The organism is Polaromonas sp. JS666 (genome assembly GCF_900103405.1).
In the GTDB taxonomy this organism is placed as follows: domain Bacteria; phylum Pseudomonadota; class Gammaproteobacteria; order Burkholderiales; family Burkholderiaceae_C; genus Polaromonas.
Genome location: NZ_FNHX01000014.1, coordinates 1 through 13,939 on the forward strand (window position 1 = coordinate 1; position 13,939 = coordinate 13,939).

Genomic DNA, 13,939 nt, shown 5'->3' on the forward strand with positions numbered 1-13,939 from the left:
CCCCTTGTGTATGCGCCGAGGAGCGGAGGTCCAGACGGATCAGGGCTGGCGTTGTCTGAGCGAAGCGCAGCGCAGCGAGTTTAGCCAGACCCCGGCTGGACCGAGCACCGCAGGTTGCCCGTAGCGAAGCGAAGGGACGCAGACACCAGGGTCGCCTTTTCTTTTGCTTACTTTTCTTTTGGCGAAGCAAAAGAAAAGTGAGTTGCCGCCGGGCAACCCCGGCCAGCAAGCCTCAGCAGAGAAAACAGAAAGACGAAGAGAGGAGAAGGAGAGAAGGGGGAGAGCGCGCCCAGCCGGAGCAAGACCCGGCACCTCAACCCCTGCCAAAATCCCAAAATGCAATTTTTCAAAGACCTCAACCTCTCTGCCTTCACCGCCGGCTTTGTGGCCGTGCTGGTCGGCTTCACCAGTTCGGTTGCCATCGTGTTCCAGGCCGCGCAGGCCTTCCATGCCACGCCGGCTGAAATCGCCTCGTGGATGTGGGCGCTGGGCATGGGTATGGGGCTGTGCTCGGTGATTCCCTCGCTGTGGCTCAAAAAGCCGGTGATGGTGGCCTGGTCCACGCCGGGCGCTGCCGTGCTGGCCACGGCCGGGCTGGCCGGCGGGTTTTCGATGGGGGAGGCGGTGGCGGCCTTTATGGTCAGCGCCGCGCTGATCGCGCTGTTCGGCATCACCGGCTGGTTTGAAAAAGCCATGAACCGGATTCCCGTGGCGATTGCCTCGGCGCTGCTGGCCGGCGTGCTGGCGCGTTTCGGCATCCAGGCTTTTTCGGCGGCGCAGACGGCGCTACCACTGGTGCTGCTGATGCTGGCCATCTATCTGCTGGGCAAACGCCTGTTGCCGCGTTATGCCGTGGTGCTGACGCTGGTCGGCGCGGTGGTGTTTGTGGCCGCGCGCGGGCAGCTGGCCTGGTCGGAAATGGCGTTTTCTTTCGCCATGCCGGTGTTCGTGATGCCCAAGTTCAGCTTCGCGGCCATCGTGAGCCTGGCGATTCCACTGTTTGTGGTGACCATGGCCTCGCAAAACCTGCCGGGGGTGGCGGCCATTTACGCGGCTGGCTACGGGCCGGACAGCGCGGACGGCGGCATCCCGATCTCCAAGGTCATCACGCTGAGCGGCATTGCCACGCTGGTGCTGGCGCCTTTCGGCGCCTTTGCGCTCAACCTGGGCGCCATCACCGCGGCTATCTGTATGGGCAGGGAAGCGCATGAGGACCCGGCCAGGCGCTACACGGCGGCGGTCTCCTGCGGCGCGATGTACATCGTGATCGGCATTTTCGGCGCGGCCATCACCGGCCTGCTCACGGCCTTCCCCAAGGAGCTGGTGGTGGCCATCGCGGGACTGGCGCTGCTGGGCTCCATAGGCAGCGGGCTGGCGGCGGCGGTAAAGGACGAGTCGCACCGCGAGGCCGCGCTTATCACGTTTCTTGTCACCCTGTCGGGCGTGGTAATAGCCGGTGTGGGTTCGGCCTTTTGGGGGGTGGTCGCGGGCGCGCTGGCGCTGTTTGTACAACAATACGGCCAGCAAGGCCGTGAATCCCTGTCCGCCCCGGCGCCGGACGCCCGAACCATTTCCAAACCATGAACCTTCTTTTTGTCGCCGATCCGCTCGAGTCCTTCAAGATCTACAAGGACACCACCTTCGCGATGATGCGCGAGGCGCAAAAGCGCGGCCACCGCATCAGCGCCTGCCTGCCGGCCGACATGAACTGGCAGACCGGCGCCAAGGTCACGGCCCAGGTGCGCCACATCCGGCTGACGGGCGACGCCGACACCTGGTTCACGGCGGACCCGTCACGCCCCGATGCGCGCGAAGCCGTCGCCGGTTTTGACGCGGTGGTGATGCGCAAGGACCCGCCCTTCGACAGCGAGTATTTCTACAGCACCCACCTGCTGGAGCAGGCCGAGCGCGAGGGCGCCAAGGTCTTCAACAAGCCGCGCGCGCTGCGCGACCACCCGGAAAAGCTCGCCATCCTCGAGTTCGCGCAATTCAGCGGCCCGACGCTGGTCACGCGCAGCGCGGCCGACATCAAACGTTTTCATGCCGAACACAAGGACATCATCCTCAAGCCGCTGGACGGCATGGGCGGCATGGGCATCTTCCGGGTCAAGGAAGACGGCCTGAACCTGGGCAGCATCACCGAAACGCTGAACCGTGACGGCGCGCAAAGCGTGATGGTGCAAAAGTTCCTGCCCGAGATCGCCAAGGGCGACAAGCGCGTGCTGGTCATAGGCGGCAAGCCCGTGCCCTTCAGCCTGGCGCGCATCCCCCAAGGCAGCGAGGTGCGCGGCAACCTGGCGGCCGGCGGCCTGGGCGTGGCGCAGCCGCTGTCCAAACGCGACTTTGAAATCGCCGAGGCGCTGGGCCCGGTGCTGGCCGCGCGCGGCCTGCTGCTGGCCGGCGTCGACGTGATCGGCGACTACGTGACCGAGATCAACGTCACCAGCCCGACCTGCTTCCAGGAAATCCACGACCAGGCCGGCTTTGACGTGGCGGCCATGTTTATCGATGCGCTGGAGGCGGCGCTGAAGGCTTGACGCCGCCGGCGCGCCGGTTAAGCTGGCAGGCACTTTCCACGAGGCCTGAGCCATGAAACCCGCCCGCCAACTCCCTTCATTGCGCCGCGCGCTGCGCCCGCTCGCCCTGATCGCCTGCACCGCGCCGCCGCTGCTGGCGCAGGCGGCCGAGCAAAAAATCATCTTCATACGCCACGCGGAGAAACCCGACCAGGGCCTGGGCCAGCTCAACTGCCAGGGCCTGAACCGCGCGCTGGCCCTGCCGGCGGTGTTGCTGGCGAAATTCGGCAAGCCGGATTTTGTGTTCGCGTCCGACCCGCACGAGAAAAAACCCGACGGCGGCCAGCTGTACAACTATGTGCGGCCGCTGCTGACCGTCGCGCCCACGGCCGTGCAGGCCGGCTTGCCGATCAACACCTCTTTCGGCTTCGAGGACATCAAGGGGCTGCAGCGGGAGCTGGCGGCGCCGCGCTACCAGAACGCGGTGGTGCTGGTCGCCTGGGAGCATAAAAAGCTCGAGGACATGGTCAAGGCCATGCTGGCGGGCATGGGCGGCCAGCCCGGCGCCGTGCCGCACTGGAAGGGCGGCGACTTCGACAGCATTTATGTGCTGACCGTGCAGCGCGACGGTGGCAAGGCCGTGGCGAGTTTTCGCCATGAGCAGCAGCAGCTTGACGGCCAGGCCGCGGCCTGCCCCAAGCCCTAGAAATCTGGAAAGCTAGGCGGCCGACAACGCGCCGTCCTCAAACACCTTGAGCTCGCCCGGCGCGAAGGCCGTCCATTGCTCGTTCGTGGTCAGCGGCGCCGTGACGACCACGGCCACCTTGTCGGTGGGCCGGGTGTGCTCGGCGAAGTTCACGCTCACGTCTTCATCGCTCAGCGTAGCATGGGCAAAGGGGTGCTTGCGCTCGACGTAATACAGGTTCGTGGAGGCATGCGCCCACAGCGCCTGGCCGTTGCTGAGCAAGAAGTTGAAAGTGCCGTGGCCGGCGATCTGCGCCGCGAGTTCGCGCAGCGTGATGCTGAGCTCCCGCACGCTGGGGACACCGGCGTGCGATTTGGCCATCTCCTGCATGATCCAGCAAAAGGCGCGCTCGCTGTCGGTGGAGCCCACGGGCCGGAAGCTGCCGTGCAGGCGCGGCGAAAAATCCTTCAGGTCGCCGTTGTGCGCGAACACCCAGTAGCGGCCCCAGAGCTCGCGCACAAAGGGGTGGCAGTTCTCCAGCGCCACGCGGCCCTGCGTGGCCTTGCGGATGTGCGAAATCACGTTGCGGCTTTTGATGGGGTAGCGGCTGATCAGCTCAGCCACCGGTGAGCTGCTGGCCGGCTGGTGGTCGACAAAGTGACGCAGGCCCTTGTCGCCGGCGCCGGCCACGCTGTCGTCGCCCTCAAAAAAAGCGATGCCCCAGCCGTCGGCGTGGTGGTCGGTGTGGCCGCCGCGCTGCGCGAAACCGCGAAAACTGAAAGTCACGTCGGTAGGGGCGTTGCAGTTCATGCCCAGGAGTTGGCACATGGTCAGCCTGCTTTCTGTGGGTCGGTGGGAAGGCTGTTCACGGGCAAGCGAAGCTGCCAGGCCGCCACCATGGCCAGCAGGCACAGGGCGGCCAGCATCAGGAACGCTTCGTTAAAAGCTGCCAGGCGCGCTGGGCTGCTGCTGGTATTGGCCAATGAATCACCATGGGCCGCCAGCCGCCATTCGAGCACGATGCCGCACAGGCTCACGCCGATGGCGCCGCCCAGCATGCGCAAAAAGTTGATCGCGCTCGCGCCCTGCGAGAGCAGATGCTCATGCAGCGGCCGCAGCGAGCCGAGGTTCAGCGAAGGCAGGATAAAACCCAGGCCTATGCGGCCCAGCGTGGCCCAGGCCACCAGCATCCACAGGCCGGAGGCCAGGCTCACCGTGAGCATCAGCGCAAACGAGGCGGCCAGCAGCGCCAGGCCTGTGCTGACCAGCAGCCAGGTCGGGTGCTTGTCGGCCAGGCGGCCCACGCCGGCAATCGTGGCGGCCAGCACCAGCCCGGCCGGCAGCAGGATGGTGCCCACATGCGAGGCCGAGAGCTTCAGGCCCAGTTGCAAATAGACCGGCAGCAGGTAGGTCGAGCCAAACAGGGCCGTGCCGTAGATAAAGGCAACGATGCTGCCCATGGCGAAGGGCCGGTAGCCGAAAAGCGCCAGGTTCATCAGCGGTGCGCCGCCGTTTGCGGCAAGGCGGCGCTGCCACCAGACAAAAGCCGCGAGCGCGGCCGCCGCGCCGCCGAGCAACACAAAAGCCTGAGCGCCGCCGCCCGCGCCATGCAGCTGGACCATGCCGTTGAGCAGGCACAGCGTGCCCACCGCGCCCAGCAAGAGGCCGCGCCAGTCGATCATGGCCGTGTTGCGGTTGGCCGCCACGCCGCCGGGCGCGGTATCGGGCACATAGCGGTAGGCCATCCACAGCGAGACGAGGCACAGCGGGATCACCATGAAAAAAATCGAGCGCCAGCCGAACAGGTCGACCAGCACGCCGCCTATGCTGGGCCCCACGGCCGGCGCCAGCACCACGCCCATGCCGAAGAGGCCGCTGGCGCGGCCCTGCTCATGCGGCCCGAAGGCGCGCATGATGATGATGGCGGGAATCGGCTGCACCACGCCGGCCGCCAGGCCCTCGGCCACGCGCGCGCCCAGCACCAGGCTGAAATGGTTGGACAGGCCGCCCACGATACCGCCGGCCATGAGCAGCAGCATGGTGCCCGCGTACGTGCGGCGGTAGCCGTAGCGCGCCAGCAGCCAGGGCGTGGTCAGCATGGAGACCGTCATGGCCACCATAAAGCCCGAGCTGACCCATTGCGCGCGCTCCTGCCCCAGCGTGAAGTGCTGGCTCATGTCGGGGATCGCCACGTTGACGATGGTCGACGACATGATGGAAGCCATCGTGCCTATCATGACCGACAGCAGGAGCAGCCAGCGGTAACGCGGGCCGTGGCGCGCCTGCAGGCCGGCGAGGGAAGCGGACATGCGCCGGCCTGGCCTTTAGTCCCTGGGTTCGGACCAGAGCTTGCCGCCGGTGGCCCAGTTCTCGCGCTTGACGTCGGTGATCAGGATGTCCACCGACTCGGGCTGGCCGCCCAGGATTTCAACGCTGACGCGGGTGATGGCCTCAACGAGCTTTTTCTTCTGCTCGATGGTGCGGCCTTCCATCATTTCGACGTGGTAAGTGGGCATGGTTTCCTCTGGAATGAAGTGCCTGCGGCGGGATTGCCGCGGGGCGTGTGAATACCCGATGATAAAAGCAAGCGCCGCGGGCGGTTTTGTCGGCCTGCGCTGACAGGCTGACGGGTGGTGCCGCCGCAGGCCCGCGCGGCAATCCATGGGACACTGCTTGTTCCGGCCTGCCGGGCGCTCGCGCGCGCTCTCCGCAAGCCTCATCCAGGCAAGCACTTGTTCTTCACCAACCCGTCCAACTCCACCGAGCCGCCCCTGCCCCTGCTGGCGGGCCGCAACTACCGCTGCCAATGCGGGCAGCCGGTGTTCTTTCGCAACAGCAAATGCCTGGCCTGCAACACGCCGCTGGGCTATGACTGCGAGCGCGGCCTGCTGCTGCCCCTGATGCCTGGGCCGCACAAAGGCAGCTGGCGCGAGTGGCAGGCAGGCGCCGCGCCGGCTACGCCGCCGCCCGACGATACTCAGCCTCCCTCGCTGGATGAAATTCCCGGCCAGGAGTCCGCGCCCAGCGCCGCGCCGGCACCGTCCGCCGAACCGGATGGCGAAGCCGGCGATGACGACGCTGTGCCAACCTACAAGCGCTGCCTCAACCTCTCCACCCCTGCCTCCTGCAACTGGCTTGTGGCCTGGCACGACCCCGCGGACATGTGCCGGGCCTGCCGGCTGAACCGCACGATTCCCGACTTGACGAACCCGGAACAGCCCGACAATGGCTACCTCTGGGGGCGCATAGAGCTGGCCAAGCGGCGGCTGGTGTCCTCGCTGATCCTGCTGGGGCTGCCGGTGGCCTCGCGCATGAGCGAGGACCCCGAACGCGGCCTGATGTTCGATTTCCTGCGTTCACCGGTCAATGGGCCACACATCATGACCGGGCACAACACCGGCCTGATCACGCTCAATATCGACGAGGCCGACGACGCCAAGCGCGAGGCGGTGCGCAAGGCCATGCGCGAGCCCTACCGCACCCTGCTGGGCCACTTGCGCCACGAGGTAGGCCACTACTACTGGGACCGGCTGGTGGCCGGCACGCCCTGGCTGGAGGGCTTTCACCAGCTCTTCGGCGACGAGACGCTGGACTACGCGGCCGCCCTGCAGCGCAACTACGATGAAGGCCCGCCCTCCGACTGGCCGCTGCATTTCGTGAGTGCCTATGCCAGCACCCACCCCTGGGAAGACTGGGCCGAATGCTGGGCGCACTACATGCACATGCGCGACGCCATCGACACCGCGCTGAGCTTCGGCCTGAGCGTGGACCGCTTCGACCTCGAGTTCACGCCCTTCACGCTGGATGCGCTGTACCAGCCGGAGCACCCGGATGCGGCGCAGTTCCTGGCCTTCATCAACCACTGGACCCGGCTGACCACCATGCTCAACGAGATGTCGCGCAGCATGGGCCAGCCCGACTTTTATCCTTTTGTGCTGCCCCTGGACGCGGTGGGCAAGCTGCAGTTCATTCACCTGCTGGTGACCTCGGGCAGCTGGCACGGGCAGGAGGCAAACGAGCAGGAGGCAAGCCAGGCGGCCCAAGCGCAAGGACAGGAGCAGGCACAAGAAGCGCCGCAAGGGCAGCCGGCGGGGTGAATGCGCGGTCAGCGCAGCGCGTGCGCTACAGTGGTGGCGCCATGCCGCGCCGCCCCAAAAGCCATCACTACAGCGTCTATGTGATCGAGCTCGCGCCCGAGGTCTGGGACGTGCCGCGCTTTCGCCGCGCCAACCCGGACTACCAGCTGGGCAAACCTTTTGTCTATGTGGGCATGACCGGGCTGGACCCCGACGTGCGCTTTGACAAGCACAAGGCCGGCATACAGTCCAACCGCTTCGCGCGCGATTTCGGTGTGCGCCTGCTGCCCCGGCTTTACGAGATGTACAACCCCATGCCCTACGATGCGGCGCGCGAGATGGAGGTCGAACTGGGCATAGGCCTGCGCGAAGCGGGCTACGGGGTCTGGCAGGCCTGACAGGCTTGAACGCCGGCTACTGGCGCAAGGTGGCCGCCAGGGTGATTTCCGGCACGCTGGCCAGGGCCTTGGACAGCGGGCAGGCTTTCTTGGCACCCTCGGCGATTTCCTGAAATTTCGCCTCGGCAATCCCCGGGACGGCGGCCTCCAGCGTCAGCGCGATGCGGTCGATCAGAAAGCCGTCGCCTTGCGGCACGAGGCGAACCTTGGCGCGGGTATCGACCGAGGCGGTGGCAAAACCGGCCTTGTCGCAGGCAAAGGAAAACGCCATGGTGAAACAGGCCGCATGGGCCGCACCCAGCAACTCTTCCGGGTTGGTGCCGCTGCGGTCATCCTCGAACCGGCTGCCGAAGCCATAGGGATAACTCTTGAGCGCGCCGGTGTCGGTGCTGATGCGGCCCTGGCCTTTTTTGCCGGCGCCTTCCCAGTGAACGGAAGCGTTTTTTTCAATCATGGAAGCCCCTTAGAGGTGAAAGCGAATTCACCAATGTGCGCGCCGGCGACGAGCAGGGATGTCGGACAGCACCGCGTGCGGCGCGCCGCATGCTGCCTACAAGGGGGCCGGGGTGTTATGCGGTTTCAGGCTCGGCCTGGGTGGCCGGCGAAACGACTTCCGAGGCCACCGCGTCCAGTGCCTGCGCCACCACGCCCTGGCTGTCCACCGGCCTGAGCAGGCGTTCCCGCAGCAGCCGTTCGCAGCTGCGTTTGGTCATGGAGTGCGGCTGGCCGCCGTGGCTCACGAACATGAACAGCGTGCCCTTGGTGCTGGCCCAGATCAGCTGGGCGCGCAGCCAGCGGCGGCGCGAGTACAGGTCGACCCAGTGGCCGGCCCGCAAGCTCATCAACAGGCGCTCGGCATCGCCCTGGGCCAGCGCCGGCACGGCGTTGGGCGAAGCTTCCTGCTCGGCGAGCAGCTCGGCGTGGGAGGAGTCAACCTCCTCTTCCGCAACGGACTGCGCAGCCTGTGCGGCGGCAGCAGCAGGATGTTCATGCTCTTCTTCCAGCGGCATAAGCTCGCCCGGTGCCGTCGGCAGCGTGTCTTCAAAGCCGGCGGCATCGAGTTCGTCGCGCGCCAGCCAGGGGTGGGCGGCCGCCTTGGCCAGTCGCTGCTCGGGCGTGGCCGGCAGCTCCTCGGGCTCCAGCGGCATGGCGCCCGACTCTTCGGCGTCGCGCTGGCTTTTGAGGCGGCGCAACTTGAGCACCGGCCGGTGCAGCTTCATCAGGCCTTCAAAAAAGGGCTCGCTCTCGCGCGGATCCTGCCCCAGCAATTCCAGCCCTTCGTGCAGCTTGGCCAGCAGGCTGGGGATCATCTCGATCAGCTTGGCCGGCCGCTTGAGGGTCACTTCCCGCTTGACGCTCCAGAGCAGGTCAGGCACCACCGAGCCGAAGCCCATGGGGTCTATCTGGTTGCGCGTGTCGACGAGCTTGGCGTGGGCCATGGCCAGCGCCCAGGGGCCGAACAGGAAATCCAGCACCAGGCCGGGCACCTTGTCCAGGTCGGAGCGCGTGCTGAATTCAAAGGCAATCTGGTCGGCCTGCGTCTGGCGCTCTTCGGCGAAACGCAGGGCCTGCAACACGTTGTTGCGGTTTTCCGCCTCGAGCTGGTCCTGTTCGTCCCAGCCGTACTCAAGTTTGGCCAGCGCCATGCCGAAGGGCTGGGCATCTTCAATCGCCTGGCTGTTGAGCTCGTTGAAGGCGTGGGTAACCGGCTCGAAAAAGGCCAGGAACTCGGGGCTGAATTCGTCGTTGTACTTGAAGCTGCGCTGCGCCACCCGCTCCATGACGCGGCGCCCGGCATGGCCTTCGTCGCTGAAAAAGCGCGGGTCCACCATGGCCAGGCGCAGCAGCGAAGGCTCCAGCGCCACGATAGCCTCGCGCACCGGCACCAGGAGGCGCGGGTCCTGCGCCACCTGGTTGACCAGCTTGCGCACCACCTCCAGGCCCAGCACCTGGCCGACCTGGCGGGCTTCCTTCTTGAGCTGGGTGCGCACGATGGCGCGCTCCCGGGGTTTGGCATACGAGCCCCAGACCTGCGAGCTGAGCTGGCTGCGCTCATCAACCAGGCGCTGCGGCCGGTCCACGGCCGGCATGCCCTCATAGTCAGACATGTAGCCGGGGCGTGACTCGGCCAGCGGCGCGGGACCGGAGTCGGGCGTGGCGTGGAGGGCGGCGAGCTCCTCTTCAACGGTCTCGTAATAAGAAGGCGCCAGGCCGTGATGGGCATTGCTGCCGCCGTTGAACAAAAAGTCCTGGAACAACTCGTCCCGGATTTCGTAGTTGGACAGGTCGGCGTATTGCGGCGCGGGCTGGCCGCCGCCCTCGCCAAAGCCGACTTCGCCACCACCGCCGTTTGCGTCACCTTCGACAGCGCCGCCGGGGCCAACGGGGCTGGAGCCGTTGCCGCCGCGCCCGCGTCCGCGGCCCACGCTGGCCGGCGTGGGCAGCACACGGTAGCTGGCGCCCTGGACGTTGGCGAGTTCGAGCTGGTTCACCAGCCGTTCATAAAGCCGCTTGAGCTCACGGCCCAACGGGTCGGCCATGTACTTGAGCCACAGCGAGACCACCGCCGGCTCGGCCTTGCTCGCCAGCGCCATTTCGCGCAGGGTTTGCGCAAAGACTTCGGGACGCAGCGGGTTGAGTTCCGGCCTCACATTGGGCAGGCCCTGCACCGTGCTGATCAGTTTGTTGAGTTCGGCCAGGACGTGGTCGACGGCCGGCAACACCTGCTGGAGCAGCCGGGAGGACTCAATCGCCTTGGAGACGTCGTGGTCGTCGACCAGCGAGAAGCTCGCATGGTTCAGGGCGGCGAAGGCGCTGGACGAGGCCGCGGCCGAAGCGGCCAGTTGCTCGCTTGAAGCCTCGGGGGCTCGCGCCGCCTGGGCCGCGGCGGCCACATTGGCCTTGAAACGGACCAGCAGGTCGGCGGGGTATTGCACGCTCCAGGCGGCCTTGTTTTTGAGCAGCTCGCGCCAGGCCGTGGCCAGTTCGTCGCGTTCGGCCACCTTGCCGCTTTGGGTTTCGGCCACCTGCAGGCCCGCCACGGCATCTTCCACGCACTTTTCCAGGGCAGACCGCGCCGCTGTGGCTGCCGACTGGAGACAGGATTGAAGAACGTCAGGTTGCGAAGCCATCTGGAGCCAGGATTTCCGGAAATAAAAAGTGAGAGCGCTCAGCCAGCCAGCTTGCAACCATACGTGCCGGGGGCCAGACAGATGTCTAGGGTAAAGGCCAACCGTGTTTCCTTTGAGATGCTTGCAAAGTGTTTCATTTGGTTTCTCCTGTACACATACGATTTGTGCCGCGCTCTTGGGGCAACTCGGCGCAAGCTGCCGCTTAAATCCCCCGAACGCACGGCTGGAGGAGGGTTTTTTGTAAGATCGGCGCTTCTTTGTAAAGGTCGGTTCGGCGCAACACTTTCAGCGCCGCAGCGGCCCTGAACCTCCACGGAGCCTGTTTTGGCGTCATTTGGGCCTGTTTTCGCCGGTTTCCGGCTTCCCTGGCTGGCGGCCGGTGCGCTCTGGCTATGCGCCAGCGCCTGGTCCCACACCGTGCTGGAGAACACCGCCTTGCTGGGCATGAGCCCCGACCAGGTCGCCGCCGCCCTGCCCGGCGCCCAGCCGGTGCGGTCCCCGCGCCGTTTGCCTTCGGGCGCGCTGGGCTCGCTGCGTGTGCCCGACGCGCTCTGCGAGGGCGCCCATTTCGAGCAGACCCTGTTTTTCGCGCACCAGAAGCTCGCGCAGATGGACTTGGTGCTGCTCAACCCCGACTCCGGCCCGGGCGCCGAAGAAGCGCTGGCCAAAGCCCAGGCGGCCTTGCTGCAGGCGCTGCGCGCAAAGCTGGGCCCGGAACTGGCCGCCTTCGGCGCCGCGCCGGGCGCCATGGCCGACAGTGCGTCGTGGGCCGGCGCGGATGCCGACGTGATGCTGTTCCGCTCGGGCAGGCCGGGCCATCCCAGCCTGCGCGTTGTCATCCGCCAGCGGCAGTTGGTGGATGCGGGCGAGCTTTAAGCTGTCCCGGCCTTCACCTTGAGCCGCCAGGCGTGCAGCAAGGGCTCGGTGTAGCCGCTGGGCTGCACCAGGCCCTTGAAGACCAGGTCGCAGGCTGCCTTGTAGGCCGCCGAGGTCTCAAAGTGCCCGGCCATGGGTTGGTACAGCGGGTCGCCGGCGTTCTGCCTATCGACCACGGCGGCCATGCGTTCAAAGGTTTCCGTCACCTGCGCCTTGCTCACCACGCCGTGCAGCAGCCAGTTGGCCATGTGCTGGCTTGAAATGCGCAGCGTGGCGCGGTCTTCCATCAGGCCCACGTTGTGGATGTCGGGCACCTTGGAGCAGCCCACGCCCTGGTCTATCCAGCGCACCACATAACCGAGGATGCCCTGGGCGTTGTTGTCCAGCTCCTGCTGTTTGGCTTCAGCGCTCCAGGCCGGCGTGCGTGTCACGGGGATTTGCAACAAGCCGTTGAGCAGCGCGTCGCGCTCCTTGTTGACGTCCACCCTCTCCAGCTCTCTTTGCACCTTGCCGACCTTGACCTGGTGGTAGTGCAGCGCGTGCAGCGTGGCGCCCGTGGGGCTGGGCACCCAGGCGGTGTTGGCGCCGGCTTTGGGGTGGGCGATCTTCTGCTCCATCATGGCCTTCATGAGGTCGGGCATGGCCCACATGCCCTTGCCGATCTGCGCCTTGCCGCGCAGGCCGCAGGACAGGCCCACCAGCACGTTGTTTTTCTCATAGGCCGCGATCCAGGCGCTGGTCTTCATGTCGCCCTTGCGGATCATGGGGCCTGCATGCATGGCGGTATGCATCTCGTCGCCGGTGCGGTCCAGGAAGCCGGTGTTGATGAAGGCCACCCGGCTGGAAGCGGCGGCGATGCAGGCCTTGAGGTTGACGCTGGTGCGGCGCTCTTCGTCCATGATGCCGAGCTTGACGGTGCTGGCCGGCAGGCCCAGCATTTTTTCAACGCGGCTGAAAAGTTCGGCGGCAAACGCGACCTCGGCCGGGCCGTGCATCTTGGGCTTGACGATGTAGACCGAGCCTTTGCGCGAATTCTTGATGCCGGGCTTGCCCTTGCGCTTGAGGTCGTGGATAGCGATCGTGGTCGTGACCACGGCGTCCAGGATGCCTTCGGGGATTTCGCGGGTGGCGCCGTCCGCGCCCGTGTACAGCACCGCCGGGTTGGTCATCAGGTGGCCGACATTGCGCACGAACATCAGCGAGCGGCCGTGCAGGGTGACGGGCTGGCCCTTGGGCGAGGTGTATTCGCGGTCCGGGTTCAGGCCGCGGGTGAAAGTCTTGCCGTCCTTGGTCACGCTTTCGGTCAGCGTGCCCTGCAAAATGCCCAGCCAGTTGCGGTAGGCCAGCACCTTGTCCTGGGCGTCGACCACGGCGACCGAATCTTCCAGGTCCAGGATGGTCGACAGCGCCGCTTCGACAACCAGGTCGCTCACGCCGGCCGCGTCCGTGCGGCCTATGGGCGTGTCGCGGTCCATGCGGATGTCCAGGTGCAGGCCGTTGTGCTGCAGCAGCACCGACGAGGGCGCCGAGGCCTCGCCCTGGTAGCCGATGAACTGGGCGGCGTCCTGCAGCACGGTGGTTTTTGTGCCCTTTTTGCCGTCCTTGAGCGTGACGACCAGCTCGCCGCCCCTGACCGCGTAGCCGGTCGAGTCGATGTGGGAGCCTTTTTTCAGCGGCGCGGTGCGGTCCAGCACGTAACGCGCGTATTCAATCACCTTGGCGCCGCGCACCGGGTTGTAGCCCTTGCCTTTTTCGGCGCCGTCGGTTTCGGCGATCACATCGGTGCCGTAGAGCGCGTCATAGAGGCTGCCCCAGCGCGCGTTGGCGGCGTTGAGCGCGTAGCGCGCGTTCAGGATGGGCACCACAAGCTGGGGGCCGGCCTGCAGGGCCAGCTCGTCGTCCACCTTGGCCGTCGTGATGCCGACTTTTTTGGGCTGCGGCACCAGGTAGCCGATCTTTTCCAGGAAGCCGCGGTAAGCCGCCATGTCGGCGATGGGGCCGGGGTTGGCCTTGTGCCAGGTGTCGAGTTCGGCCTGAAGGCGGTCGCGCTCGGCCAGCAGGGCGATGTTTTTCGGGGCCAGGTCGGCGACGATGCCGTCAAAGCCTTTCCAGAACGCGCTGCTGGCCACGCCAGTGCCGGGCAGCACATGGTCCTCGATGAAGCGGTAAAGCTCCGTCGCGACCTGCAGGCGGTAGCTGGGGGTGCGCGCGGTGTTGCTGGCGGTGCTGGTGCTCATGGTGTTGTCCCTTTTTTCAA

Annotated in this window: 12 protein-coding genes; 6 read left to right on the top strand and 6 right to left on the bottom strand. The window is 66.3% G+C overall.

The features are described from left to right. The first annotated feature begins 336 nt into the window (after window positions 1-336). From BLQ85_RS21880 to BLQ85_RS21890, 3 genes are read left to right on the top strand one after another with little or no spacing between them, the layout of a single operon-like run. Complete coding sequence (locus tag BLQ85_RS21880; protein WP_074580083.1) at window positions 337-1,584, top strand: benzoate/H(+) symporter BenE family transporter; 1,248 nt, start codon at window positions 337-339, stop codon at window positions 1,582-1,584. Then, window positions 1,581-2,537, top strand: a complete 957-nt coding sequence (gene gshB, locus BLQ85_RS21885) for a glutathione synthase (RefSeq protein ID WP_074580084.1) — start codon at window positions 1,581-1,583, stop codon at window positions 2,535-2,537. Before BLQ85_RS21880 ends, gshB begins: the two co-directional genes overlap by 4 nt. Window positions 2,538-2,589: 52 nt before the next feature. Further along, on the top strand, window positions 2,590-3,222 hold the full coding sequence (locus BLQ85_RS21890) for a histidine phosphatase family protein (protein WP_217631840.1): 633 nt from the start codon (window positions 2,590-2,592) through the stop codon (window positions 3,220-3,222). A gap of 12 nt (window positions 3,223-3,234) precedes the next feature. On the opposite strand, the gene BLQ85_RS21895 is transcribed toward BLQ85_RS21890, so the two are convergent. From BLQ85_RS21895 to BLQ85_RS21905, 3 genes are read right to left on the bottom strand one after another with little or no spacing between them, the layout of a single operon-like run. Then, window positions 3,235-4,029, bottom strand: coding sequence for a class II glutamine amidotransferase (locus tag BLQ85_RS21895; RefSeq protein WP_074580085.1), 795 nt, complete (start codon window positions 4,027-4,029; stop codon window positions 3,235-3,237). 2 nt (window positions 4,030-4,031) lie between these two features. After that, window positions 4,032-5,510, bottom strand: a complete 1,479-nt coding sequence (locus BLQ85_RS21900; protein ID WP_074580086.1) for an MFS transporter — start codon at window positions 5,508-5,510, stop codon at window positions 4,032-4,034. Window positions 5,511-5,525: 15 nt separating this feature from the next. After that, the gene (locus tag BLQ85_RS21905) at window positions 5,526-5,717 is read right to left on the bottom strand and encodes a 4-oxalocrotonate tautomerase (protein WP_007872778.1); all 192 of its coding nucleotides are present in this window, start codon (window positions 5,715-5,717) and stop codon (window positions 5,526-5,528) included. Between the two features lie 216 nt (window positions 5,718-5,933). On the opposite strand from BLQ85_RS21905, the gene BLQ85_RS21910 reads away from it, so the two are divergent. Together BLQ85_RS21910 and BLQ85_RS21915 are read left to right on the top strand one after the other, a co-directional pair. Next, window positions 5,934-7,298, top strand: a complete 1,365-nt coding sequence (locus tag BLQ85_RS21910) for a zinc-binding metallopeptidase family protein (protein ID WP_074580087.1) — start codon at window positions 5,934-5,936, stop codon at window positions 7,296-7,298. Window positions 7,299-7,339: 41 nt separating this feature from the next. Beyond that, window positions 7,340-7,675, top strand: a complete 336-nt coding sequence (locus BLQ85_RS21915) for a hypothetical protein (RefSeq protein ID WP_007872774.1) — start codon at window positions 7,340-7,342, stop codon at window positions 7,673-7,675. Window positions 7,676-7,691: 16 nt separating this feature from the next. On the opposite strand, the gene BLQ85_RS21920 is transcribed toward BLQ85_RS21915, so the two are convergent. Both BLQ85_RS21920 and BLQ85_RS21925 read right to left on the bottom strand, forming a co-directional pair. After that, a complete protein-coding gene (locus BLQ85_RS21920) occupies window positions 7,692-8,129 on the bottom strand; it encodes an OsmC family protein (protein ID WP_074580088.1) in 438 nt (145 codons plus the stop codon). A 115-nt stretch (window positions 8,130-8,244) separates the two neighbouring features. Further along, entirely contained in the window at window positions 8,245-10,806 is a 2,562-nt protein-coding gene (locus BLQ85_RS21925) for a DUF1631 family protein (RefSeq protein ID WP_074580089.1), read from the bottom strand. A gap of 324 nt (window positions 10,807-11,130) precedes the next feature. Between BLQ85_RS21925 and BLQ85_RS21930 the strand changes: the two genes are divergently transcribed. Beyond that, the gene (locus tag BLQ85_RS21930) at window positions 11,131-11,682 is read left to right on the top strand and encodes a hypothetical protein (RefSeq protein WP_074580090.1); all 552 of its coding nucleotides are present in this window, start codon (window positions 11,131-11,133) and stop codon (window positions 11,680-11,682) included. Here BLQ85_RS21930 and BLQ85_RS21935 read toward each other — a convergent pair. Next, on the bottom strand, window positions 11,679-13,919 hold the full coding sequence (locus BLQ85_RS21935) for a malate synthase G (RefSeq protein WP_074580091.1): 2,241 nt from the start codon (window positions 13,917-13,919) through the stop codon (window positions 11,679-11,681). The genes BLQ85_RS21930 and BLQ85_RS21935 overlap by 4 nt on opposite strands. Window positions 13,920-13,939 lie beyond the last annotated feature (20 nt).